This window comes from Paenibacillus turpanensis (genome assembly GCF_011421635.1).
Taxonomy (GTDB): domain Bacteria; phylum Bacillota; class Bacilli; order Paenibacillales; family YIM-B00363; genus Paenibacillus_AK; species Paenibacillus_AK turpanensis.
This window is the reverse complement of record NZ_WTLI01000006.1, coordinates 1-25,623: the sequence shown is the minus strand read 5'-3', so window position 1 is coordinate 25,623 and position 25,623 is coordinate 1. Positions and strand designations below refer to the sequence as shown.

21 protein-coding genes and 1 tRNA gene are annotated in these 25,623 nt (G+C 48.6%); 16 read left to right on the top strand and 6 right to left on the bottom strand.

Annotated features, from left to right (window positions below; all coding sequences use genetic code 11):
* The first annotated feature begins 69 nt into the window (after positions 1 to 69).
* Positions 70 to 1,692, top strand: coding sequence for an MDR family MFS transporter (locus tag GQS10_RS06870; RefSeq protein WP_166240739.1), 1,623 nt, complete (start codon positions 70 to 72; stop codon positions 1,690 to 1,692).
* Positions 1,693 to 1,762: 70 nt separating this feature from the next.
* On the opposite strand, the gene GQS10_RS06865 is transcribed toward GQS10_RS06870, so the two are convergent.
* Positions 1,763 to 3,217, bottom strand: coding sequence for a SulP family inorganic anion transporter (locus tag GQS10_RS06865; protein WP_166240420.1), 1,455 nt, complete (start codon positions 3,215 to 3,217; stop codon positions 1,763 to 1,765).
* A 545-nt stretch (positions 3,218 to 3,762) separates the two neighbouring features.
* Here GQS10_RS06865 and GQS10_RS06860 point away from each other — a divergent pair.
* The 7 genes from GQS10_RS06860 (at position 3,763) to GQS10_RS06830 (ending at position 11,642) form a co-directional block, all read left to right on the top strand.
* A complete protein-coding gene (locus GQS10_RS06860) occupies positions 3,763 to 6,855 on the top strand; it encodes a bifunctional diguanylate cyclase/phosphodiesterase (protein WP_166240418.1) in 3,093 nt (1,030 codons plus the stop codon).
* Positions 6,856 to 6,951: 96 nt separating this feature from the next.
* The gene (locus GQS10_RS06855) at positions 6,952 to 7,128 is read left to right on the top strand and encodes an aspartyl-phosphate phosphatase Spo0E family protein (protein ID WP_166240417.1); all 177 of its coding nucleotides are present in this window, start codon (positions 6,952 to 6,954) and stop codon (positions 7,126 to 7,128) included.
* Between the two features lie 148 nt (positions 7,129 to 7,276).
* Positions 7,277 to 8,032 carry a class I SAM-dependent methyltransferase gene (locus GQS10_RS06850; RefSeq protein ID WP_166240415.1) on the top strand — a complete coding sequence of 252 codons (756 nt, stop codon included), beginning with the start codon at positions 7,277 to 7,279 and terminating at the stop codon, positions 8,030 to 8,032.
* A complete protein-coding gene (locus GQS10_RS06845) occupies positions 8,025 to 9,014 on the top strand; it encodes an MBL fold metallo-hydrolase (RefSeq protein WP_243735012.1) in 990 nt (329 codons plus the stop codon). Before GQS10_RS06850 ends, GQS10_RS06845 begins: the two co-directional genes overlap by 8 nt.
* 55 nt (positions 9,015 to 9,069) lie before the next feature.
* A complete protein-coding gene (locus GQS10_RS06840) occupies positions 9,070 to 10,104 on the top strand; it encodes a GerMN domain-containing protein (RefSeq protein WP_166240413.1) in 1,035 nt (344 codons plus the stop codon).
* 118 nt (positions 10,105 to 10,222) lie between these two features.
* A complete protein-coding gene (rph, locus tag GQS10_RS06835) occupies positions 10,223 to 10,981 on the top strand; it encodes a ribonuclease PH (protein ID WP_166240411.1) in 759 nt (252 codons plus the stop codon).
* On the top strand, positions 10,965 to 11,642 hold the full coding sequence (locus GQS10_RS06830; RefSeq protein WP_166240409.1) for a non-canonical purine NTP pyrophosphatase: 678 nt from the start codon (positions 10,965 to 10,967) through the stop codon (positions 11,640 to 11,642). The genes rph and GQS10_RS06830 overlap by 17 nt, the downstream gene beginning before the upstream one ends.
* 80 nt (positions 11,643 to 11,722) lie before the next feature.
* Here the strand turns inward: GQS10_RS06830 and asnB are convergent, their stop codons facing one another.
* Positions 11,723 to 13,576, bottom strand: coding sequence for an asparagine synthase (glutamine-hydrolyzing) (asnB, locus tag GQS10_RS06825; protein ID WP_166240407.1), 1,854 nt, complete (start codon positions 13,574 to 13,576; stop codon positions 11,723 to 11,725).
* A 160-nt stretch (positions 13,577 to 13,736) separates the two neighbouring features.
* Here asnB and GQS10_RS06820 point away from each other — a divergent pair, with 160 nt between their 5' ends.
* Positions 13,737 to 14,015, top strand: a complete 279-nt coding sequence (locus tag GQS10_RS06820; RefSeq protein WP_166240405.1) for a hypothetical protein — start codon at positions 13,737 to 13,739, stop codon at positions 14,013 to 14,015.
* Between the two features lie 38 nt (positions 14,016 to 14,053).
* Here GQS10_RS06820 and GQS10_RS06815 read toward each other — a convergent pair whose 3' ends face one another.
* Positions 14,054 to 14,299: a hypothetical protein gene (locus tag GQS10_RS06815; RefSeq protein WP_166240403.1), complete on the bottom strand. Its 246-nt coding sequence runs from the start codon at positions 14,297 to 14,299 to the stop codon at positions 14,054 to 14,056.
* An 89-nt stretch (positions 14,300 to 14,388) separates the two neighbouring features.
* On the opposite strand from GQS10_RS06815, the gene GQS10_RS06810 reads away from it, so the two are divergent.
* A complete protein-coding gene (locus tag GQS10_RS06810) occupies positions 14,389 to 14,727 on the top strand; it encodes a hypothetical protein (protein ID WP_166240401.1) in 339 nt (112 codons plus the stop codon).
* Positions 14,728 to 14,745: 18 nt separating this feature from the next.
* Here the strand turns inward: GQS10_RS06810 and GQS10_RS06805 are convergent, their stop codons facing one another.
* Positions 14,746 to 17,055 carry a WIAG-tail domain gene (locus tag GQS10_RS06805; protein ID WP_166240399.1) on the bottom strand — a complete coding sequence of 770 codons (2,310 nt, stop codon included), beginning with the start codon at positions 17,053 to 17,055 and terminating at the stop codon, positions 14,746 to 14,748.
* A 151-nt stretch (positions 17,056 to 17,206) separates the two neighbouring features.
* Here GQS10_RS06805 and GQS10_RS06800 point away from each other — a divergent pair, with 151 nt between their 5' ends.
* Positions 17,207 to 17,692: a GNAT family N-acetyltransferase gene (locus GQS10_RS06800; protein WP_166240397.1), complete on the top strand. Its 486-nt coding sequence runs from the start codon at positions 17,207 to 17,209 to the stop codon at positions 17,690 to 17,692.
* Positions 17,693 to 17,726: 34 nt separating this feature from the next.
* Here the strand turns inward: GQS10_RS06800 and GQS10_RS06795 are convergent, their stop codons facing one another.
* On the bottom strand, positions 17,727 to 19,352 hold the full coding sequence (locus tag GQS10_RS06795; protein WP_166240395.1) for a PP2C family protein-serine/threonine phosphatase: 1,626 nt from the start codon (positions 19,350 to 19,352) through the stop codon (positions 17,727 to 17,729).
* Between the two features lie 130 nt (positions 19,353 to 19,482).
* A tRNA-Arg gene (locus tag GQS10_RS06790) sits at positions 19,483 to 19,556 on the bottom strand.
* A 149-nt stretch (positions 19,557 to 19,705) separates the two neighbouring features.
* On the opposite strand from GQS10_RS06790, the gene GQS10_RS06785 reads away from it, so the two are divergent.
* The 5 genes from GQS10_RS06785 (at position 19,706) to ispG (ending at position 25,267) form a co-directional block, all read left to right on the top strand.
* Complete coding sequence (locus GQS10_RS06785) at positions 19,706 to 20,593, top strand: hypothetical protein (protein ID WP_166240393.1); 888 nt, start codon at positions 19,706 to 19,708, stop codon at positions 20,591 to 20,593.
* Between the two features lie 167 nt (positions 20,594 to 20,760).
* On the top strand, positions 20,761 to 22,059 hold the full coding sequence (gene tig, locus GQS10_RS06780) for a trigger factor (protein ID WP_166240391.1): 1,299 nt from the start codon (positions 20,761 to 20,763) through the stop codon (positions 22,057 to 22,059).
* A 155-nt stretch (positions 22,060 to 22,214) separates the two neighbouring features.
* Complete coding sequence (gene clpP / locus GQS10_RS06775; RefSeq protein WP_166240389.1) at positions 22,215 to 22,805, top strand: ATP-dependent Clp endopeptidase proteolytic subunit ClpP; 591 nt, start codon at positions 22,215 to 22,217, stop codon at positions 22,803 to 22,805.
* A gap of 14 nt (positions 22,806 to 22,819) precedes the next feature.
* Positions 22,820 to 24,079, top strand: a complete 1,260-nt coding sequence (gene clpX, locus GQS10_RS06770) for an ATP-dependent protease ATP-binding subunit ClpX (RefSeq protein ID WP_166240387.1) — start codon at positions 22,820 to 22,822, stop codon at positions 24,077 to 24,079.
* Positions 24,080 to 24,169: 90 nt separating this feature from the next.
* The gene (gene ispG, locus GQS10_RS06765; protein WP_166240385.1) at positions 24,170 to 25,267 is read left to right on the top strand and encodes a flavodoxin-dependent (E)-4-hydroxy-3-methylbut-2-enyl-diphosphate synthase; all 1,098 of its coding nucleotides are present in this window, start codon (positions 24,170 to 24,172) and stop codon (positions 25,265 to 25,267) included.
* Positions 25,268 to 25,623 lie beyond the last annotated feature (356 nt).

Below are 25,623 nucleotides of genomic sequence, written 5' to 3'. Positions count from 1 at the left end.
CGGGGAGGAATTCCAATGGCAAAAGTATTACCACGAAAGCTAGCCGCCGCACATTCGGAAAACGACCGGATGGGGGAGCTTACACCAGATACAGATAAGAATGCGGGGCTGTACCGCAATCGCTCGCTGTTAATTGCAGGACTTATCATTGCCATGCTATTTGGCGCATTAGAAGGAACCATTGTCGGAACGGCAATGCCGACAATCGTTGGAGAATTTGGAGGCTTAGGCCTCATGACTTGGCTGACAACAGCGTACATGCTGACGTCGACGGTTGTTGTTCCCGTGGCCGGCAAGCTCGCTGACTTGATCGGCCGCAGAACGGTATACGTTACAGGCTTAACGATTTTTATTGTTTCCTCCGCATTATGCGGAATGTCGCAAAACATGACGGAGCTCATTTTGTTCCGCGGACTGCAAGGCATCGGCGGCGGCATTATGATGCCGATGGCCATGATCATTATCGGGGATATGTTTACAGGAAAGCAGCGTGCCAAATGGCAGGGGGTATTCGGGGCGTTATTTGGTCTTTCCTCTGTAATCGGGCCGCAGGTTGGCGGATGGATTGTTGACGCTTGGAACTGGAGATGGGTATTTTATATCAACCTTCCGGTAGGGATCATTGCAACGATTTTCATAGCGCTGGCGCTTCCGAAGCATCAATCAAAAGGCAAGGTTACCTTTGATATTCCGGGCATCCTTTCTATGATCGTCGGGGTTGTCAGTTTGCTGCTGGCTTTGACCTTCGGAGGAGTGGATTATCCTTGGGGTTCGTGGCAAATCCTAAGCTTGTTTGCCTTGTCGGTCATCTCGCTGCTGTTGTTTGTGCGTTTCGAATCCAAAGCAGAAGAACCGATTCTTCCGATCCGTTTATTCAAAAACCGTACGTTTACCGTGATTAACGGGATCGGCTTTTTGATGAGTGTCGGTATGTTCGGGGCCATCATGTTTGTACCTTTGTTTATGCAGGGCATCGTCGGCATCAGTCCGTCGGCTTCGGGAACCGTAATGACGCCTATGATGATAACGATGATTGCTGCGAGTATGATCGGTGGTCAGCTGGTGCATAAGATTGGAGTCCGCAATCAAATGATTGCCGGGATGATCGTTATGGCGGCAGGCTTCTTCCTGCTTACGAACCTGGGTATGGATACAAGCAAATTAACGGCTTCGTCTTATATGGTAGTGATGGGATTGGGCATGGGTCTAGTCATGCCGCTCTTAACACTCAGCCTTCAGGAAAGCTTCCCGAAATCGGAGCTTGGTGTCGTAACCTCATCAAGCCAGTTTTTCCGCCAGATCGGCGGTACCTTCGGGATGACGATTCTTGGCGCGGTCATGAACCACCGTTCCACGGACCTTCTTTCGGAAAATCTCGTGCCGATGCTGAAGCAGCTTCCAGCGGAAGCACAAGCAATGACGGGTGAGATGACACACTTAGTTGAAACGAACCCGCAGCAGCTGTACTCGATGCTGCTAAGTCCGGAAACGCTCGCGAAGCTTCCTGAGGCTCTTGTACAACGAATCGGTCCAATATTAAAAACGTCCTTGGTGGATTCGCTTCACAGCGTTTTTTGGCTTGGCCTTGGATTCATCGTATTGGGGGCGGTGTTAACGTTCTTCGTTGGTAAAATTAAGCTGTCCGACCGCAACGACCGCCAAACGGAGCCGGAGGCAGAGACAGCACAATAAGAGCAGCTTACAGCTTTAAAAGCAAGTAAAAAGGCGTTCAGTCGGTTTTTCCGATTGAACGCCTTTTTGATTAATGCCCGCCTTGCGCGGATAACCCGATTTGATCGATGAGCTGCTTGCTTTCCTCGTTTAATCCAGTAATGGAAACCGTTTTGCCGAGCTGCTGGTACTTCAGAACAATTTTTGCGATAGCGTTGACTCCGGAATGATCCCAAACATGGGAATGAACGAAATCAATCACGATTCGATCCGGGTCCTGCCCGGCGTCAAACTGCTCAACAAACTGTGAGGTTGTTCCGAAGAACAGCTGTCCATACACGGCATAATGCTTGCCGCTCTGGAGATCAATGCTGGTTTGTACGCGTATGCGCGCCATGCGGTAAGCAAAAATCAATGCGCTCAAAATAACTCCGGCAAATACCCCTTTGGACAAATCATGCGTAACAACGACGATGGCTACGGTTACGATCATGACAATGGCATCCGGACGCGGGGTTTTCGCAAGATTGCGCAATGAGCTCCAATCAAACGTACCGATAGATACCATAATCATGACGCCGACGAGCGCGGCCATTGGAATTTGCTTGACGACTTCACTGAGCACCATGATTAGAAATAAGAGAAATACACCTGCAGTAAGGGCCGAAAGGCGGGTTCTACCGCCTGATTTGACATTAATAACAGATTGCCCGATCATCGCACAGCCGGCCATTCCGCCAAAAAAGCCGGTAACGATGTTGGCGATGCCCTGGCCCTTCACTTCACGGTTTTTATCGCTGCGCGTATCCGTCATTTCATCGACAATCGTTGCGGTAAGCAGTGATTCCAAAATTCCGACGATCGCAAGCGATAAGGAATAAGGGAAGATGATCGTCAGTGTTTCCCAGGAAATGGGAACCATGGGCAGATGGAAGATCGGAGGAGCGCTTGAAATGTGCCCCATATCACCGACCGTATTCAGATTAAGGCCAAAGCCGATTACAATCGCCGAAACAATGATGATTGCCGCGAGTGCGGAAGGTACAGCCTTGGTAAGACGAGGCAGCGTATAAATGATCAGCAGCGTCAGCCCGACAAGCGCGTACATCATCCAGCCTTGGCCGACAAAATGGGGCAGCTGCGCCATAAAGATTAAGATGGCCAGCGCGTTAACGAAGCCGGTCATAACCGAATGCGGAACGAAGGTAATGAACCGGCCAAGCTTTAACAGTCCCATCCCAACCTGCAGAACCCCCGCAAGAATACTTGCCGCAAATAAATACTCAACCCCGTACTCTTTCACTAAGCCGACCATCAGGAGGGCCATCGCCCCGGTAGCGGCGGAGATCATGCCTGGTCGTCCCCCGACAAAGGCAATTACAACCGCAATGCAAAACGAAGCATACAATCCGACCATCGGATCCACTCCGGCAATAATGGAAAAGGCGATCGCTTCCGGAATAAGGGCCAGCGCTACGGTAATCCCCGCTAAAATATCCATCCTTACATTGCTAAACCATTGATTTTTCAATTGTGACAAATTCATATGTTTCTCCTCTCCTTTAAAATCCATTGAAAATAAAATGGCTTCCCACTTTCAGAGAAGCCGGGGCCGATGTCAACGTCCTTGATTATACAATGAGATGAATTTGCGAATCGACAGAAAAAAGACTCATGTAAGCGCATAAATCAATGTAATTCGGACGTTTACACGAATTTTGGACGATTTTCAGGAATTTAAAAGTTTTTTATCGATACTAATACTTTCCTAACAACTTTATTAGAGAATAGGGTACAAAGTTATTTATGAAGCAGGTGTGGATGATGTTTTCAAGAATGCTGGACAAGCCCAATAGCAGGATCGAACGAATATTTATAATTTCGTTAATTGTGATTTTTATTGTTAATACATCCATCCCTATGCTGCGATCTTATTTCGAATTAGACAAGAAGTATTGGGAATATGTATGGTCTACTATTTCGTTTTGCGTTTCTGGACTATTCATTTATTCCTCTTACAAAAGACGATCTGTTTTGAAAATGATTTTGTATGTCTTGCTTTTCAGCATAATTGCGATACTGGAACTTGTAATGGATGTTGTCGGTTTTGGAGGTTCCCGCGAAGAGCATGAAGGCTGGATCGACCAGATTGTAGATACAGCATTGTTTCTGGTGACCATCGCGGTATTGACGTCCGTTCATTTGTTTAACAGAAAGACCGAGCAGAAGCTTCAAGAATCGTTGGAAATGACAGAGACCTTGTTAGAATCTTCCGTTGATGGCATCATCACCTTTGATGGCAGCGGGCGAATATTATCAATGAACCGCGCAGCCGAAGCGATGTGCGGAATGAGCCGAATCGAAGCGCTGGGACAGCATTTTGTAAACGTGTTTTTTGCTCCTCAATTAGTGGAGCTGCATCGAATTACACCCGAGACCTATTCCGTAGCCGGGAGCGGCGCGATTATCGGGCAAAGGCTGGAGGCATTAGTCAAGGGCAATGGAAATGGCCATGTTCTTGTAGAAATGGTCGTTACGCGATCGGGAGTGTACACCGCTCATTTACGCGACATTACGGAACGAAGCCGCTTAGCAGAGCAGATTCGGAAAAGCATTGAACAGTATCAAAGCGTTGTAAACCAAGTAAAAGAAATTATATTTCAAGCCGATGCACAGGGCCGTTTTCTTTTTGTGAATCCCGCTTGGGAAGCAGTAACCGGTTATCCGATAGAAGATACTTTGGGAAAAAGCATTTTTGCTTATGTGCATCCATTGGATGAAGCGGCGGTTCGAAAATCGTGGGATTCGATGAGGCGCAATGGAACGCCTTTTATGGGTGAAGCTCGGTTTTTGCATTATACGGATGGCGGGCGTTGGTTAGAGTGGTCCAGCCAGCCGGTATTTGGAGAATTTAAAGAATTAACAGGAATTACCGGTATTATGATCGATGTAACTGACCGAAAAAAACAAGAGCAGGAACTGCTTCGGCGGGATGAGCTTTTGTCGGCCGTCGCTCAATGCTCCGCCTATTTGCTGGAGCACGGAGAAAACATGGAATCGTTTAATCAAGCTCTTCGTCTGTTAGGTGAATCAGCGCATGTCGACCGTGTGCTTGTTTTTGAATTTCATGATGCTGAGGAGCGTCCGGTTTACAGTTTGCGCTACATCTGGTCAAATCATGATTTCTTAGTGCCGGATGATTACTCCGACCTGCACATAGGGGCCGATATTGCCAAATGGTCTGAAGCGATGCAGCAGGGGCTGGCAGTGAAGGGCCATGCGAATTCCTTTTCCGATGAGTTATCGGTGCAGCTTCACGAAGCTGGGATTCACTCCCTGCTGAACGTGCCGATCTTTGTTGAAAAGCAGCTATGGGGATTTATATGCTTCAATGATTGTGTAGAGGAAAGGGACTGGACCGATGCCGAGCAGTCCATTTTGCAAGCGGCAGCGGCAAGCTTTGGCGGAGCAATACACCGTAATAAGACAGTAGCGAAGCTGCAGGAAGCGATGCATAACGATTTCCGTCAAACGGTGCAAAATCAGCAGCAGCTGATTTTTAAGGTCAGCCGAGACGAGCAGCAGCAATATGTGTGTACCTTCTTCGAAGGGCGGCTCATCGAAAAGTTCGGCTTACGCCGCGAGGATATTTATGGACAGCGTCTTGATCGCGTATTGTCGGCAAACGTATATCGGATCTTGGATAGTAAGCTTGTTCATAGCTTTCGAAACGAAAGTGTAACGTTCGAGCTGAACGTGGGGCAGAGTTTCCTCCTTGTCAGCTTGTCTCCTCTCACTTATCTGACCGGTGAAGTGCATGAGCTGGTTGGCTCGGCGATGGATATTACCGAACGCAAGGAAGCCGAGCGGAGCGTTCATCGGCTCGCTTATTACGATACATTAACCGGTCTGCCGAACCGTACCATGTTCCGTATGCTGCTTTCCCAGGAGATTACACTAGCTCAGGAGCACGGAGAACGGCTTGCCGTATTTCTTTTGGATCTTGACCGGTTTAAAAATATTAACGATACGTTGGGCCATCCGATCGGTGACCGTTTACTTGTGACAATCGCAGAACGGCTTGACCAATTTGTCACCTATACGGGAATCGTCAGCCGGCTTGGCGGCGATGAGTTTCTACTGGCAAGGCGCATAACGGGGCAGGAAGATGCAAGTGAATTTGCGAATGAGCTGATAAGCCTTATTTCCAAGCCCTGCCGCATCGAGGGCTTTGAGCTTCATACGACTCCAAGTATCGGGATCAGTATGTTCCCCGATGACGGAGACACTACGGATATTTTAATGAAGAATGCGGATACAGCTTTATACCGGATCAAGGAAAAAGGAAAAAACGGATTTATTCTTTACACCGAAGAGATGGACGCCAGCATAAGACGGCGGATGGCGATGGAAAGCAGCATGAGAAAAGCGCTGGAGAAAAATGAGTTTGAGCTCTACTATCAGCCGCGAATGCATACGAAAAATCGGGATTGGCATGGTATGGAAGCGCTGATCCGTTGGCATTCCCCGGAAATGGGCTTTGTTTCTCCTGCTGAATTTATTCCAATCGCCGAGGAAACCGGCGCAATTTTTTCCATTGGCGAGTGGGTGCTCCGCACCGCTTGTTTTCAAACGAAGGCTTGGCAGGAGGCGGGTTATCCGCCGGCCAAAGTATCCGTGAATTTATCCATGCGCCAGCTGGAGCAATCAAACCTGCCAGAGCTTGTGTCAGCGGCGCTGCGAGATTCCGCGCTTGACCCGCAGTGGCTGGAGCTTGAAATTACAGAAACGCTGGCCATGAATAATGTTGAGTTTACGATAGATAGACTGGAACAACTAAGAGCTCTTGGTGTGAGTCTTGCGATCGATGACTTCGGAACCGGGCATTCTTCGCTCAGTTATTTAAAAAGACTTCCTGTCAATTCTTTAAAAATTGATCGCTCGTTCGTTAAGGATCTTTCGTTAAACGATAATGACGGAGAAATTGTCGGAGGGATTGTCGCGCTGGCTAAAAATCTGAATTTACACGTCGTTGCGGAAGGTGTGGAAACTGAGGAGCAGTACAATGCGCTAATGGCAAGGCATTGCGACGAAGTTCAGGGCTATCTGTTTGGAAAGCCGATGGCAGTCGATGTTTTTGAACAGTGGGTAAAAAAAAGATCACGCATTATATTCGAAACGTAGATGTTGTCAAGTGTTTTTTGCGCGTTTCAAATGCACTGCCCTGATTTACATTATTTGTTATCATATTCATGTTCTTTTGTGAAGAGAGGGTTTTATATGGAAAATCGGGAGATTGTAAGTATTATTGAAGCGCTCCGTATACGATTAACGGAGCTGGTTATGGAAAAGGGGACTTTTCTAGATCCATCCGTCATTGCCATTAGTCAGGAGCTGGATGAGTTTATCGTTGCTTACTATGCCAATCCAAGCAAACTGAAAGCAAACTCTCACTAATACCATAAAGGATCGGAAGCATGATGGAATAATATTGTTATGAATACCGCCGTATTGGCGGTTTTTTTTTGCCCTCGCAGGTTTGTCAGGTACGCCTGTTTTCGCTATGCTTGGAGAGATGGCTTTCAAACGGAGGGGAACTGCGGGAATGGATGCATGGTATACCAAAAGCTTCGGCGATGATTATTTGCTTGTTTATAAGCACAGAGATATGGAAGGCGCTGCGGCCGAGGTGAAGGCAATGATAAATTGGCTGAAGCTGCCGGATCAAGCGACGGTGCTTGATTTATGCTGCGGGACGGGCAGGCATTCGCAGGCTTTGGCGGAAGCGGGATATCGGGTAACGGGTGTCGATTTATCCGATCGCCTGCTCGAAGAAGCGCATAAGACGAATTCGGATGGCAAAATCCGCTTTGTAAGAGGAGACATGCGTCATGTTCCGCTGGAGGGACCCTTTGACGCGGTTGTGAATTTGTTTACTTCTTTTGGTTATTTCGATGAGGAACGAGAAAATCAGCTTGTGCTTCGCGAAATTGCGCGTCTGCTTAAACCGGAAGGCAGGTTCATTATTGATTATTTAAATGCGCCGTATATTGCGGAAAGGCTCGTGCCTTATTCGGAACGCGAGGACGGAGGCGTGCGGATTGAGGAGCGGAGAAGTCTGGAGGATGGCTTTGTCCGGAAACGCATTTCGATTCGATCCGCAGAAGCACCGGAGCAGGAGCGCCACTATATGGAGCAGGTGAAGCTGTATGGGCTCGCCGATTTTAAACGGCTGCTGAAGGGTACTGGGCTACTGCTCGATCGTATTTACGGCGGATATGACGGCAGCGAATATGACCCGGTTCACTCCACACGGCTCATCATGACCGGACATAAAGGGGAGGAAACTGCAATTGAATAGGTACACCGTTCACAATGAAGGAATTTCGGGTGTGATTCGAGTAAAGGTTCCGCTGCCTTTTCCGCTGCGCTGGGTTAATGCTTACCTTGTTCCGGAGGCGGAAGGCGCCTATACCTTGATTGACCCTGGGCTGCGCACGGAAGAGGGAATTCGTGTTTGGCTTGAGGTCATGGAGGAGCTAGGTATTCCGTTTCGGGACATTAAACGGGTGCTTCTGACCCATTACCATCCCGATCATTATGGATTGGCGGGCTGGTTCCAGGAGCAGAGCGGGGCCGAAGTCTTCCTGACGGCGCAGGGAGAGAAGCTGGCGCGCGCATTATGGGATGAGCCGCTGACGCCGTTGTCGCAGCAGCTGCTTGCTGTGTTTGTGCGCAGCGGTTTTCCGGCTGCCGACGTGGAGGCGATGAAGGAGCATATGGCCTCCTTCCTGCCTCAGGTGTCACCGGCGCCGCGCATTACGCCGCTTCGTACGGACGAGCCGTTCCTGCTGGCCGGCAGAAGGTTCGAGGTCATCGAGACCCCGGGACATGCGGTCGGTCATGTTTGCTTGTACGAACCGGAAACGCGGGTCATGTTTTGCGGCGACCATGTGCTTCCGCAAATTACGCCGAACGTCAGCTTTATTCCGGGCTTTGAACCGAACCCGCTCAAAGCGTTTCTTCACAGCTTGGAGAAAATGGCTGGGCTGGAGCCGATTATCGCCTACCCGGGGCATCGCGATCCGTTTTCGGGCTTGGCGGACCGTGCCCGCGACATTATGGCGCACCATGATGAGCGGCTCGCGAAGATGAGGGAGAAGCTGGCCGAGCGGCCGCTGACGGCTTATGAGCTTTGCGCAGCAATGTTTGGCAATAAATTAAACATGCATCAAATGCGCTTTGCCCTTTCGGAAACGCTGGCGCACTTGATTTATATGGAAACGGAGCTGGGGTGGGTTACCCGCAGCGAGGAAAAAGAATTTGTCCTATATTCGGCATAAACCAAGCATGGGCTCGTATACATAGTAGTACAAATTGTATACGGGAGGAACAAACATGACGAGATGGAACTGGCTTCGTTACGCTGCCGCGGGGACTGCGCTCGCTTTAATAACTACAGGATGCTCGCTTGGAGGCAGCAAGGAGATCGATCCGCCGCCGGTCGGCTACGAGATGAATGTGAACCCTGAGTCGGTGGCGGTCAACGCCGGGGCCCAGCAGCAGCTGCGTACAACCGCATTCTTCTTGGATGCAGAGGGCTTTGTGGCTCCGCTGAATATTCAGGTCGCGTCGACGGATGCGATTGCCAAGGAAACGCTGAAATATATGGTCGAGGACGGACCGGTGCAGTCGCAGCTTCCGAAGGGCTTCCGGGCGCTGCTTCCGAAGGGAACGCAAGTTAACGGGATTGATATCCGTCAAGACGAAAAGCTTGCTATCGTGGATTTCTCCAAAGAGTTCACGAATTACAATATTCAGGACGAACGTAAAATTTTGGAAGCGATCACTTGGTCGTTGACGTCTTTCCCTTCTGTAGAAAAAGTGCAGCTGTGGGTGGACGGCAAGCAGCTGAAAGAAATGCCGATGGACGGCACGCCGTTGGATGCGCCGTTGTCGCGCCAAACGCTTGGTATTAACATTGAAGCTGCAGAGGGAGTCAATTTCAGCAAAGCCAGTGCGGTCACCCTTTATTTTATGAATCAAACCGAAGACAGCAAAGGCTATTACGTGCCGGTGACTCGTCTTATCGCACAAACGGATGATTTGGCGAAAGCAACCGTTTCGGAGCTGATTAAAGGCCCTTCCAAGGCATCACTTGCCTCGGTGGTGATGCCGACCGCAGAGCTATTGAACGCGGCGGTAACGGATGAGCTTGCTACGGTTGACTTCAGCGACAAGCTCCTTGGACCGGATCAAAAGGCGCCGTCGGAAGCGCTGCAGGCGGTTGTTCTTTCTTTGACAGAAACGACAGGCGCCGATAAAGTACAAATAAAGGTGAACGGCAACGCGAAGGTCACCTCGACGGCCAATGATGCGAATTATTCCGTCCCGGTTTCCCGCCCCGTGCATATTAACGACATCAAACTGTAAATCCTGTAAAAAGAGAGCTGAGGAGCCCCTCGGCTCTTTCTTTTGCCGCAGGATGATTTTTGAAGGCTGCTTTGGTACAATGAGTTGATTGAATGTTAAACATTGGGAGGAAAAATCCATGAGAGCGGACGGTCGGAAACCGGATCAACTAAGGCCGATAAACATCACAACAGGATACAATAAATATGCGGAAGGCTCCGTTTTGATAGAGGTAGGCGACACCAAGGTCATTTGCACAGCGACAGTGGATGAGCGGGTTCCTCCATTTATGAAGGGTCAAGGGAAAGGCTGGGTGACCGCCGAGTATGCCATGCTGCCCCGGGCAACCCAAACCCGTAATCAGCGGGAATCGGCTAAGGGTAAGCTGACTGGCCGCACGATGGAAATTCAGCGGTTAATCGGACGCGCGCTTCGTTCGGTCGTAAAGCTAGAAGCTCTTGGCGAACGGACGGTTACGATAGACTGCGACGTGATTCAGGCGGATGGCGGAACGCGCACGACGTCGATTACGGGTGCGTTTGTGGCGATGGCGATGGCGATCCATAAGCTGGCTGGGACGCATAATCTTCAGGAGTTTCCGATTACTGATTTTTGCGCATCCGTCAGCGTAGGGATTGTAGGGGGAGAGGCGCTGCTCGACCTCAATTACGGCGAGGATTCCCAAGCAAAGGTCGATATGAACGTTGTGATGACCGGCGCGGGACAGTTTATCGAGGTTCAGGGAACCGGCGAGGATTCTCCTTTCTCCAGAGAGGAGCTGAACCGTCTGCTTGCGCTGGCTGAAGGCGGGATTAACGAGATGATCCGCACCCAAGCGGAAGTGCTCGGACCGATTGCTGCAAAGATTGGCGGTGGCGCCCGTGTCGGAGCCAAATAAGGTTATTGTCGTTGCGACTCGTAACGCCGGCAAGGTCAAGGAATTCGCTCATGCATTTGCGGAGCTTGGCGTGGCGGTGAGGAGCTTGGCGGACTATCCGGAAGCGCCGGAGGTTGTGGAGGATGGAGCCACCTTTGCCGATAATGCGCTGAAGAAGGCGAAGACGATCGCTGAGGCGCTCGGCGTGGCCGCGCTGGCGGATGATTCGGGCTTATGCGTCGATGAGCTGGACGGGGCGCCCGGCGTATATTCCGCTCGCTACGCGGGAGAGCCGTCTTCGGACGAGCAAAACAATGCGAAGCTTGTTCGCGAGCTGCGGCGGGTGCGCGGGCTTGAGCTCGAAGCCGGAGGCCTGCCGGACTTCGGGGCGGAAGATGAAGGGACGGAGCCGTTTGGCACTGCCCGCTTTGTCGCTTCTCTCGCTTATTACGATCCGGCATCGGGTGAGGTGCTGCGGGCGGAAGGGACATGCGAGGGCGAGATTATTCCTGAACCGAGAGGTGAGGGCGGCTTCGGCTACGATCCGCATTTTTATGTGCCGCAGCTTGGCAAGACGATGGCGGAGCTTACGGTAGCGGAAAAGCAGCAAATTAGCCATCGGGGAAAGGCGCTGGAGCGCCTGCTTGGGCTTTGGGAACAAAAAGCACGCGAAAGCCGTTAAGGCTCTGCGTGCTTTTTTGACATTCAAGGAAGCGGGCTGACGATAGCGTTCATAAGCGCGAGCTCCATGATCGATGAGGTCTACAGCTTAACGCTCACGTTGTATTCTTTCATCCAGTAGTTCACCTGTGCCAGGTAGGCGAACATTTGCGGCAGGTTCATCAGCTGGCCGAACCAAGGAATGTTGAAGGTGTCATCATCGGATACGGCAAGCTCACGGATCCGTTTTTCATTAATATATGGCAAAATCGGCGAAGACGGATCGTCGAGCACCTCCAGCATCCAGCCGCGAACCGCAGCCAAATAGTTCGGGTTATGCGTCTTCGGATAAGGGCTCTTTTTACGTGTAATGACATCCTCCGGAAGCACACCGCGCAGTGCTTTGCGCAAAATCCCCTTCTCGCGGTCGCCGGACGATTTGATTTCCCACGGGATGTTCCATACGTATTCGATCAGGCGGTGATCGCAGAACGGTACGCGCACTTCAAGCCCGACCGCCATACTCATGCGATCCTTGCGGTCCAGCAGCGTCGGCATAAACCGTGTAATGTTCAAATACGACATGCGGCGCATTTTGGCTGTTGCGTCGTCCTCGTCCGCTAGCTTCGGCACCTCGGCGATCGCTTGGGCGTAGCGGTCGTTCAAGTATTCTTGCGGTTTAATGGCATTGACCAGCTCCGGGTTTAGAAAGCCGATACGTTCTGCAGCTTTTAACGACCAAGGGAACGTATTGGCGTTTAATGCGTCCTCGCGGTGGAACCAAGGATATCCGCCGAACACTTCATCCGCCGCTTCCCCGGAAATCGCTACGGTCGCACCCTTCTTGATTTCGCGGCAGAACAGCAGCAGTGAAGCATCGATATCGGCCATCCCCGGTAAATCGCGTGCTCTTACCACATGCTTAAGCGTATCAAACAGCTCTGGCGTATCGAATTGGATGGAATGATGTACGGAGCCCAAATATTCCGTCATCCGCTGAATCCAAGGCGCATCGGAATTCGGCGTAAAGGCCGATGATTTGAAATGCTTGTCGTTATCGACGTAATCGACGGAATACGTATGCAGCTTGCCAAGGCCGTTGCGCTCATAAAAGCGGGCGGCAAACGAGCTCAGCGCACTGGAATCAAGTCCGCCGGAAAGCAGCGTACATACCGGCACGTCGGACGCCAGCTGGCGCTCCACTGTGTCCTCGAGCAGTTCTCTGACGCGTTCCGCAGTCTGCTCGACATTATCCGTATGCTCGGCCGCTTCCAGCTTCCAATAGGTGCCGATCCGCAGGCCGCTGCGATCATACACGGCAAAATGTCCCGGCTTCAGCTCATTCAGCTCGCTGTACACCCCATGGCCCGGCGTCCGTGCCGGACCTACCGCGAAAACCTCCGCCAAGCCCTCCGCTCCGACCTCGGCGGACACCTCAGGATTCGCTAAAATCGACTTCGGCTCCGAAGCGAACAGGAAGCTTCCCGTCTTTTCATTCAAGCTGTAAAACAGCGGCTTAACGCCCACGCGGTCACGGCATAAGAACAAGGTTTGTTCCTTGTCGTTCCATACGGCAAAAGCGAAAATGCCGTTCAGCTTGTCGACGCAATCCCGTCCCCACTCGATAAAGGCCGCGAGCAGCACCTCGGTATCGCAGGTCGTGCGGAAGGAATGGCCTCTGCCAATCAGCTCCCTTTTCAGCTCAGGCGCGTTATAAAGCTCTCCGTTGTAGGCAATGACAAACTGATTGTCGCCGGCTTTTCTGATCATTGGCTGTGCGCCGTTTTCCGGGTCCATGACGCTTAAGCGCCGATGGCCTAGGGCACAATGATCCGTCATCCAGGTTCCTTTTGCATCTGGGCCCCGAGGGGTTAACGTTTCAGTCATATTTTCCAGAACGGACGGATGTTGAGTTAAGTTTTTGTTCCAATCAATCCACCCCGTAATTCCACACATCGACATTCATCCTTTCCGGTTTAAGTATGCGGCTCTCTGTCTCTGTACCAAATGCCGAAGGGTACGATAATTCCTATTCGTATGCGCCCTATAGGCATAAAATGTCTGTCCATGCGGGCAAGCTATAGCGAAAAACATGTGATAGTGGAGGGTTGTGCAGGTGGAAAAGCGAAAATTTTACATCTCTGTCGGTTCGGGTACGATTTTGGCGGAAAAAGAAGAAGCGATGGATTTTGAGGTTGAAGCTTCGGTAAAGGAGCTGGAAAAGCTGGAGCAGCTGTTTGATCAAGCGGACCTTGTTGAGCCTGCGGCTAATAGACGTGAACCTGTTGGAGTGCCGGAGGCCGAAGACGATTCACTCCGAGAGGTCTACCAATATATTTATGAAATCGGGACAAATGATACGAAGCGCCAGATGGAAGACATGAACTTGGTATAAAAAAACGCCCCCGAGCAGGGAGCGTGCAGAAACTTAGCTTAGATTTGGCCCGTTCTGGCTTTTACACGGATCCAATCGATACCGGCCCCGACGAGGGCCCAGGAACCTACCGTGAGCACATAAAGCAAGTATTTGTTAACGGTTAAGATATCCACGAAAAAAGGCAGGATCCAAGCAGGTATGCTCAGTAAGTAAAAGACGACATTATCATGGTCGAAGCCAAGGGCATGGTACAGCACACTGGCCAAACCGAACAAAGTAAACCAAAACGTAATTTTCGACACGGCCTAAACCACCTCCAACGGCAGGATTTGATATTAAATTGCGCACTGGGAGGTCGGTCTACACGTGGAAGATTTGAGGAGGGCTTTTCATGCAGGTGCAAAAGGCGCATTTCCGCAGAATCGGCTTGTCCGACGAGAAACAATACGGTGAGGTAGAGGTTACAGTGGAAGGACGCGAGCAGCCGTTAATCGCTGTTTTCGAAAGAAATGGAGCGGACGAATTGGTGCTGCATTCGGTATCGGAAAACCATGAGGATTTCACTCTGGACTGGTACGAAAATCCGCTGCATCAGGCACAGCAAGTGGTCACGGAATCGTTGTTCGCTGGGCCTGATGCTGCGTTAACGGAAGAGAATAAGCAGCAGTTTATGCAATCGATTTTATCCTTTGAGGATGTAAAGCACCAATTGGACATCCACTTAGATTAGCGGTTTCACGTCGGACAGCTAGCCGATGGAGATCCAATTCACTTGCCCGGATTGTTCAAACTCCGGATTAAGATTCACAATCGTTAACGTAACGGTCGTATGCGTTTTTTCCTTGACGACGGCGTAGCATGACGGTTGATCCGTAGTAAATGTAATAACGTATTCTGTAGTCAAGTAAGGTTCATCCAGTTCAATGGCTGCGTCTACCGACGTTTCGCCTGCTGGAATTTCGAAAGAAACCAATCCGAACTGCTGTAGAGTTTGCCGCTGCTTACCGCTGCGTACGGGCTGGAAGGTCAAATGGTCTTCACTGATCGAAGAGCCTTGAATGTGGTCGGCATTAATGGATTGAGGGCGGAGGTGTCGTCCTTCTAATGCGGATTCCGCAATATGGGAGGGGCCGATGCTTCCGTCCATAATATGGCGTGATTGTATCGCGTGAATTTGCAGCTTATCTCCGGAAACGGAGTGCTCAATAAGCTGCGTTTCGCCAACGCTTGCAGGTGCAAGATGGTAGTCCTGCACGCATTGTTCCGTAAGGTGCCACGAACGAATGGCTCCTTTGCGGATATGTGCCGTTTCAATGGTTTCTCCTTGAATATGCTTTCCATCAATACTGTCCGTATTAATATGCTCTGAATGCACGGAGCTAGGGGCCAAGTGTTCGGGTCCGATTGCAGCTTCCGCAATGGTTGAGCTGATTACGCTTTTTTCTTTCAGGTGCAGCTCTCCGACTGAAGCTGGAGCAATGTTTCGCCCGTATACGGAGCGTTCAGCCAGCTTTTCTGCGGTAACAGAGCCGTCACGCAGGGTTTGGGTCGCGATGGAGTCGGCCTGCAAATGCTGCGAACCGATGGAACCGGTGGCCAGCAGATTCGACGTAATGCTTTCCGGTACAATATGTGCGGAAGAGACGCTTGCTTTGGCAAGATGCTTGCCAAGCACAGCATTAGGCGCCAGCTTTCGATCCGTCACGCACTCATCCGCTAATTTTTTTTCTTCAATAGAATCATCCTTCAGATGTCCAGACCCCACGCTTCCGGATGCAATCTTAGAGCTGATAATGGAACTGTCGGCGAGATGGTTGGTGTAAATGGCATTTTCACGAATATGGAGCTTATGAATGGCTCCAAGGCGAATTTTATTTTCTGTCACAGCACCGTCTTCGATGGTCCGGTCAATGACACTACCGCGGGCAAGCTTATGCGAGGTAATGGATTCGTCGGCAATTTTATCGCTGTCGATGGCACCTTCCGAGAGATGAGAGGAACTGATGGAAAGAAGGGCGATATGCTTCGCTAAAACGCTCTTCGTTGCTATTTTGTTCGAAGTAACGGCATTGTCCGCAATATGGTCAGTTGTGACTGCCTCGGACTTAATGTGCTCACCGCCGACATTTTCAAGGGCAATATGTGCTGACGAGACTTCCCGTTCCTGGATATGGTCGCCGACAATGATCCCTGAGCCGATATGGCGCTCTTTAATGGCACGGTCCTCAAGATGTCTGGAAAGGATTGCGCGTTCACCGATTTTGTCGGAAGTAATGGATTCGTTCATTAACTTCGCGGAATGAATCGCATTGTTTGCAATACTTGCACTGCCGATCGAGCCGTTTTTAATTTTAGCCGAGGTTACAGACCCGTCTTGAAGAAGCTCTGTGGTGATCAGCTGTTTGGCCAAATGCTTCGTTTGAATAGAGCCTTCGGCAATTTTGAAGGAGTTGATCGTCTTGTCTGCAAGCTTGGAGGAAGTGATCGAGCCTTCTTCCAGCTTTTCCCCTGTAATGCTGCGATTGCGAAGATGCTTGTTCTCGATAGATTGGGGAGCGATGTGGATGCTTGTAACGGATTCATTGGCTATTTTGCGAAAGGTTACGCTTTCGTCCGCAAGTTTTGTTTCATCGATGGCGAAGTCGGCGATTGCTTCGCGTTTGATGGATTCTGGCGCGATCTTCTCATCGTTGACTGCAAAGTTTGCGATTTTTTCATTCGTTACGGCGCCATCGACTAAATCATCCGTGTAGATGGTTCCTGCAGCACCTTCCAATTTCCCGCGTTCCTGCAGCAGCAGCAGCGGTGTGGATAAGGCTGGTTGTTCCTCCAGCGTTGCTGCTAACGTCTCGGTTTCCGCAAGCGATGTTTCGTCCTGCAAAGGTCTTTTCTCGGCATCAAGAAAGCTCAGCTCGTTTACTTCTTGTTTGGTTCTTTTCGGTTTAGGATATCTCCTCTTGGTAACGGCGCTTACTTGAACGAGCTGATCCTCCACTGATGGAGCAAAGACACGGGAGGACTTGTTAGTACCGGTAGAGCGGCGGTGTCTTTTTTTCAATGTAATTCCTTCTTTCCATTCAGTTTTACAATGCAACATATGCATTTACCTATATAGAAGTGATTTTTTAAGGGGAGAAATCCATTTTCAGGGCGGCAGAAATGAGCTATAATCCTCTCATTATTGTGATAGATAGAGGAGAAATGGCAGAATGCAAATTAGAGAAGCAGTGCTGGAGGACTTGCCAAGGCTTTTGGACATTTATAATTATGCGGTGCGGGAAACAGTTGCAACCTTTGATTTAACGGAACAAACATTGGAGCAGCGCTCGGAATGGTTTGGCAAATACGGAGGGCGCTTTCCATTGATCGTCGCAGAACTGGACGGTGTTGTGGCAGGGTATAGCTGCTTATCTTCATTTCGAGCGAAGCCGGCTTACGACCGAACGGCGGAATTATCAGTTTATATTGATCCGGAATATTGGGGACGAGGCGTCGGTAAAAGATTAATGAAGGAAATTATCGAACGGGGAAAGGCGGTTGGCCATCACTCAATCGTAGCTTGCATTACCGGCGGTAACGAAGTGAGTGTTAAGCTCCATGAGCAGCTTGGATTTCGTTTCGTGGGTACCTTTCGCGAATGCGGGTACAAGTTTGATGCGTGGCAGGACGTTTCTTTTTATGAGTTGTTGATTTAAGAAAGAAAACCTGTGGTGCTCCGAGGGTTGGAGTTCACAGGTTTTTATGGCTTTTGTTGGTATTAATGATTGGTCTTAATGAAATAGCGACCACAGACATATCATCATGCAAGGGGGCTTCTCCAGCGAACCGGGTGACCTCGCCCAGAATTGATTCCGGTGTTTGTTTTCCTGAATGAAGCAATTCCCGGAGCTGAGCATAGCCGAAACATTCACCCTGATTATTTTCTTGCTCAATGATACCATCCGTGTAAATAACAATTTGCTTAATGTCTTCAAGAGGGATCTCAAGCTGAATAAGCTTGATTTGCTCATTTACACCGATCGGAAATGATGATGATTCCAGATAAGAAGCACCGTCCTCACGAACGATTGCAGGGGGTAGATGGCCCGCGCTGACATAGGTGAAACGATTTGCCTCAAAGTCCAGCAGTGCAACTCCGCAGGTAACAAAAAAGCCGTCTTTCGTAAGAGGATACATCGTTCGATTTAAGTCCTCGATAAAATGTTTGGGTGAAGTGATTTGCGAACCCTTTGCCCGAAAGTGACCGATAAATGTCGACATAAGTAAAGAGGCTGGAAGACCTTTTCCCAGAACATCGCCTATAAACACAACAACCTTATTTTCATTAATAGAAATAATGTCGTAGAAATCGCCTCCGATTTGTCGCACTGGCTTACTAAGACCCCAGCATGTAATACGCTGATTTTGAAATAATAGTGGAGGGATTAACTGGCTATGCAGGTTTTTGGCGAAATCAAGGTCGTCGTCAATTTCCTTGTATATTTTTTTGATTTTTTGTTGGACTAAATTATAGGAGGAGGTTAACATCCCAACTTCATCAAGGGTTGTGACCGGAATCGGTTTATGAACTTCATTGCGATCCTGCTGCTCAATTAGCGCCATTTGGTTGGAGACATGGGTTACATTTTCGATATGGTCAGAAATTAAGTTCCGTAAGAAAGCTATAAAAAATAAAAAGGGGATGCTCGTCATTAAAAGAAAATTTCCGGAACCGGTTTTGTTTCCATAAAATTCAAATACGATGTTGTTAATTAAATAAATAAGAAAGAGGAGAATTCCTGATAAGCTTACCGTTTTCTTAAATGTCAGATTCGAAGGTTTGGTAAGCAGCTTATTGTTGAACGCATGTAAACAAGGACGAAGAAGCTTGCGCATGAGCACGGATATGGTCAAGGAATACATATACACAATAGAGCAACTGGATATAAATTTGAGGAGTACAAAAACGATAGATTTCAAATTAAACGAAAGGATCAATACGATTTCATATAAGTATTTGCCGAGGATCAAAAAAGCACAGATGGCAAAGGACATACGTAAGAGGCGTTCCGGAAAGTGAATGATTACATGGTAAAGATTGGGGTTTGTGTCAGATGAAATATTACCGGTTACTGGGTCGATCTTTAATTCGGACAATGATTTGAATAAGGTGAGTTTTGTAAAAAGGTAAAGTGCACCTGATTCAATCGTAATTAATAGCAGCTGGGCTGGAAAATGGAACTGCAGTGCTTCTTTGATCGTGATTGAAGTAACCGCAATCGTTTGGAGCATATGGAAAATTAAAATAGCAGTTCCGGCTCCGAAATAAAGACGTATTGTTTTTTTACTTAGCTGCTTGATCTTATGTTGAATCATGTTAGTTACCTCTTTTTATAGATGTGACTGAACAATCTATGCTTTAACGAACCCTCTCAGGGATTCAAATCATATCCATTAATCCCAGTGCATGCAAAAAAAACTCGCTCAAGGCGAGTTTTTCTTCGTACGTCCCAGAAGGGATTCGAACCCCTGACCGACGGCTTAGAAGGCCGTTGCTCTATCCAGCTGAGCTACTGGGACATGTTATGAATACTTCTTTTGTCGAAGCAGAGACTATCTTAACACATGGAAAAAAAGAAATCAACCTGCAAAATTTGCAATTCTTCCTCAGTTAATGTACGGTTGGCACAAAGCCATTTTTATATCATCAAAAAGAATAAGTGGTGACTATGTCTAAAAACAACCTGATCTTATTTCCAAAGGCTCTCGATTATTATCAAATTGAATTAACCAAGATGCTTGAATCAGAGCGGTATCGGGAAGCTGCTGAGCTCCTGCGTTTCCTGATTGAATGCAAAAATGACGACGAACGGTTGAACTTGGAGTGGATGGCATTGCTGGAATGGCTCGGGACCGCATTTCCTTCTGCGTTAAAGCCATTGGCTGAAAGTGATGCTGAGCCGGAATCCGACGAAAGAGAAATGCTGCGCCGAATGCTGGCTGACAAGTCTCAACAAGACGATTCCTACGTAAATAAACTGATATACATGCTGGATTCTTCTTCCTTAGAAAAGCAGCTCATCGCTCTGGACCAGCTTGCGCATATTAAGCAAGAGGGGCTGGCCGATAAGCTTGTCGCTTGGCTTCGTCCGATTGAAGCGCATCCGTTTATTCAGTTTAAAATACTGCAAATTGCTGCCGAAGCCGGATTGGAAGGACCTCTTACCCTTCGCCGCGGAGACGAGCTGATTACGGTAGAAATTGAACGAACGCCGCTGCTCGATTCCCATTTTCCCAAATCGCTAATGGAAATTGTGCGGCGAGTGCAGCAGGTAAGCGGAATTCATGACCCAACGATTGCCTATTTCGCGGAGCAGACCTGGAGACAATATATTGCTTTTGTATACGGTACAAACGTATATGCTTTATTGTCTCACCTGGAGGATGCGGGGATTGATGCATGGGCGGCTGCGCTTCACTTAATACTCGCGGAAAGCGTGGCCGGAGAAGCGCCGCGGGATGAAATCCTGGAATACTATGGAGTTACGTCGGATTGCCGGCTCGAATTTGAAAATGCGTGTGTTGAACTGGGAAAATTTCTGCGTTCCCAAGCATAGGCGCCAGCCTTGACAGGAGCGTTTGGATTCAGAGCGTTTACATGTTATAATGATGTGGTTATAATGGCTACTAGGAACTTACCGGCATTGCCCAGTTGTGGGATTACATAGAGCCGTTAAAAATTCGGACAAGTTTATTGGTCAATATTTGGAGGGGAAAGCATAAAATGAAAGCAACATGGGAAGTAATAGAGAAGAATCAAGGGGTATTGGATATCGAGGTAGATTCCGCCAAAGTTAACGACGCTCTGGATCGTGCATTCCGGAAAGTCGCAACAAAGGTGAATGTACCAGGCTTCCGTAAGGGCAAAGTGCCACGCCAAATTTTCGAAGCAAAGTTCGGTGTAGAAAGCCTTTATCAGGACGCACTTGACATTCTTCTTCCAGAGGTTTACACGCAGGCTGTTAAAGAAGCAGGCATCGATCCAATCGATCGTCCGGAAATCGATATCGAGCAGTTCTCCAAGAACGAGCCTTTGAAGTTTAAGGCGAAGGTATTGGTTAAGCCGGAAGTTACGCTGGGACAGTACAAAGGATTGGAAGTTGAAGCACCAAGCAGCGAAGTGAGTGAAGAAGAAGTTCAGGAAGAGCTGAAGCGTCTACAAGACCGCCATGCGGAGCTGGTTGTTCTTGAAGAGGGTAAAGCTGAGAATGGCGATACTGTCGTAATCGATTTCGAAGGTTTTGTTGACGGTGTTGCGTTTGAAGGCGGTAAAGCTGAAAAGTATTCCTTGGAATTAGGCTCGGGCTCGTTCATTCCTGGATTTGAAGAGCAGGTTGTAGGCTTGGAAAAGGACGGGGAGAAAGACATCACAGTTACCTTCCCAGAAGAGTACCATTCCGAGGCTCTTGCCGGCAAAGAAGCTGTTTTCAAAATCAAGCTGCACGACATTAAGCGTAAAAATCTTCCAGAGCTCGACGACGAGTTTGCGAAAGACGTCAGCGAATTTGAAACGCTTGAAGCCTTCAAAGAAGATATCGTAAAGCGTTTGAAAGAGCGGAAAGAAAATGACAACAAGACGAAGCTGCAAAATGCAGTCCTCGATAAAGCATCCGCTAATGCGACTGTAGATGTGCCAGAGGTTATGATTGAAACGGAACTGGACGCTATGGTGCAGGAGTTTGGCAACCGTCTCCGCATGCAGGGAATGAACCTGGAGATGTACTACCAATACTCCGGTCAAGATGCCGCTGCTTTGCGCGAGCAAATGAGAGACGACGCATCGAAGCGTGTACTTAACAATCTTGTTCTTGAGACCATTGCAAAAGAAGAGAAGCTGTCCGTAACGGAAGAAGAAGTAACCAAATACTTGCAGCAGCTGGCTTCTAGCTACCGCCGTTCTGTAGAAGAGCTTCGTCAAATTTTCGAAGCGAACGGAAATATGGACACGGTGTACAATGATCTCCTCATGCAAAAAACCGTTGATTTCCTTGTGGGAAACAGCAAGCAAGTTTCAGCAGCCTAACCCGAAGCGAGAAAACATAAACGAGAAGGCACGTAGCATGTTAACACGTGCCTTCTTTTTTACCCTCAGTCCGATGGTTTGGCTGAAATGACAGAGCAAGTGGAAAGTGTTACAATGACCGTAAGATTGATTCTAAGAAGAAAAGAGGTTGGAGCATGAATCTTGTACCTATGGTCGTGGAGCAAACAAACCGGGGAGAGCGTTCCTACGATATTTACTCTCGGTTGCTGAAGGATCGGATTATTTTTCTCGGAAGCGAGATCAATGATGATGTTGCCAATCTCGTCATCGCGCAGCTATTGTTTTTAACGGCCGAAGATCCGGAAAAGGATATTCATCTTTATATTAACTCGCCAGGTGGCTCGGTTACCGCTGGAATGGGTATTTTCGATACCATGAGATTCATTAAGCCGGATGTATCGACGATTTGTGTAGGTATGGCAGCGAGCATGGGCTCAATTCTGCTTACAGCTGGTGCTAAAGGCAAGCGCTTTGCGCTTCCGAACAGTGAGGTTATGATCCATCAGCCGCTCGGCGGTGTTCGCGGTCAAGCGACGGACATCAAAATTCATGCGGACTGGATCATCAAAACGAAACAAAAGCTCACTGAAATTTACGTGGAAACGACTGGCCAAAACTACGAGAAAATCGAACGCGACATGGATCGGGATTTCTTCATGAGCGCAGATGAGGCAGTGGCTTACGGTCTAATCGATAAAGTAATTACGGCTACGGACTTGAAATAGAGGGGAGTGGCAGCATGTTCAAATTCAACGAAGAAAAGGGACAATTGAAGTGCTCGTTTTGCGGTAAAATGCAGGACCAAGTACGAAAGCTTGTAGCAGGTCCTGGTGTTTACATTTGTGACGAGTGTATCGAGCTTTGCACGGAAATCGTAGAGGAAGAGCTCGGAAATGATGAGGAGCTTGATCTGAAGGATGTTCCGAAACCGAAGGAAATTCGGGCTATTTTGGACCAATACGTTATCGGTCAGGAACAAGCGAAAAAATCGCTTTCCGTTGCGGTATATAACCATTACAAGCGTATTAATACACAATCCAAATCGGATGATGTAGAGCTTGCGAAAAGTAATATTATGCTTGTGGGGCCGACTGGCAGCGGTAAAACGCTTCTGGCGCAAACCCTAGCGAGAATTCTAAACGTTCCTTTTGCGATTGCTGACGCAACCTCTTTAACGGAAGCAGGGTATGTAGGCGAGGACGTTGAAAATATTTTACTGAAGCTGATCCAGGCGGCTGATTACGATGTAGAGAAAGCGGAACGTGGAATTATCTACATCGACGAAATCGATAAGGTTGCCCGTAAATCCGAGAACCCGTCGATTACTCGCGACGTATCGGGCGAAGGGGTACAGCAAGCGCTGCTGAAAATTCTGGAGGGTACGGTTGCCTCTGTTCCGCCGCAAGGTGGACGTAAGCATCCTCATCAGGAATTTATCCAAATTGATACTACCAACATCTTGTTCATTTGCGGCGGCGCATTTGACGGGTTGGAGCAAATCATTAAGCGCAGAATCGGTAAGAAAGTGATTGGCTTCAACAGTGAAGGCAACAAAAATGATCTGAAGCCGGGCGAGTTTTTATCCCTTGCACTTCCGGAAGATTTGCTGAAATTCGGTTTGATCCCGGAATTTGTAGGTCGTTTGCCGGTAATTACGACGTTGGAGCCGCTTGATGAGGAAGCGTTGATCCGGATCTTGTCCGAACCGAAAAATGCACTTGTTAAGCAGTACCAAAAGCTTCTTGAGCTTGATAGTGTAAGTTTAGAGTTCGAGAAGGAAGCTTTAGAGGCTATCGCCAAAGAAGCGATCAAGCGAAATACCGGCGCTCGTGGCTTGCGTGCAATCATTGAAAGCATCATGCTTGATGTGATGTATGAAGTGCCATCGCGTACCGACGTTGCAACTTGTGTCATCAGCAAAGAAACCGTGATGCAGAAGGTTATTCCGGAAATGAAGCTGAAGGATGACAAGAAGAATAAGAAAGAAGAATCCGCATAACCGAAACAGATAAACCGGCTCCATCACTTCTCTGCCGTTCTTGGCGGAGGGGTGATGGATGTTTGAGTTTCAGGGGAGAGGAACTTATCCATGTATCATCGTAAAGATACGAGACCCGTTAAGGTCGGTGACATCACCATAGGTGGAAGCGACACTGTCATTATTCAAAGCATGTGCACGACCAAGACGGCTGACGTGAAAGCGACCGTTGCAGAAATCCATCGCTTGGAGCAGGCGGGATGTCAAGTTGTCCGCGTAACCGTGAATAACGATGAAGCGGCCGCGGCAATTAAAGAAATTAAGAAAGAAATTTCTATCCCTTTAGTAGCCGATATTCACTTCGATCATCGTTTAGCATTGAAGGCCATTGAAAATGGTATTGATAAAGTTCGTATTAATCCCGGCAATATCGGTAAACGGGAACGCGTCGAAGCAGTTGTTAAAGCATGTAAGGAGCGGGGAATTCCGATCCGTATCGGGGTAAATGCCGGTTCTCTTGAGAAGCATTTGTTGGACAAGTACGGTTATCCGACTGCAGATGCGATGGTGGAAAGCGCATTGTTCCATATTGGCATTTTGGAAGAACTCGATTTTCAGGATATTATCGTATCCTTGAAAGCCTCCGACGTTCCGCTTGCCATCGCTGCGTATACGAAGGCGGCTTCCGCATTCAACTATCCTCTCCACCTTGGAATAACCGAGGCGGGAACTTTGTTTGCGGGGACCGTTAAAAGTGCAGCAGGCTTGGGTCCTTTGCTTCATATGGGGATTGGCTCAACGGTTCGTGTTTCATTGTCGGCTGATCCGGTTGAAGAAATTAAGGTTGCCCGTGAGCTCTTAAAGACGTACGGATTAATTGCTAATGCACCGACGCTCGTATCCTGTCCAACGTGCGGACGATTGGATATTGATCTATTCTCTGTTGCAAACGAAGTAGAAGCATATCTCGAACAAATCAAAGTACCGATTAAGGTCTCGGTTCTTGGCTGTGCGGTTAACGGCCCTGGAGAAGCACGTGAAGCGGATATCGGCATTGCCGGTGCGCGCGGGGAGGGACTGCTTTTCCGTTACGGTGAAATGATTCGCAAGGTGCCGGAGCATGAGCTTGTAAATGAGCTTAAGAAGGAAATAGACGCAATTGCAGCAGAATATGCTCGTTCCGGAACAATTCCGGGCAGAAAGCATTAATTTTATAAAGAACCGCCCTCATTGGATTGTTAAAATGATGCTGTGTTTAGGAATGTCCTTTGAAGGGCTCCTGTAACGGTCGTTTTATATCGTTGAAGGCGGTTTTTCTTTTGTGATGATAGTTTTTTAAAAAAGTTACAGTGCTTGATATCATTGTACTCTGGAAAACATTTGCTGTTGTGATTCGCAGATCGTTATGGTACATTATGAATCCGCCGCAGATGAGGCGGTCGCGAAAATCATGTTAGATAGCATTTATTGATTTTTGCGAAACGCATGGCGGTTGGGAAATATTACAACTTGCTTGAAATGAATAAGCGTGGTAAGATGTAATTCCTGTCGCCGAGAGCGACGGA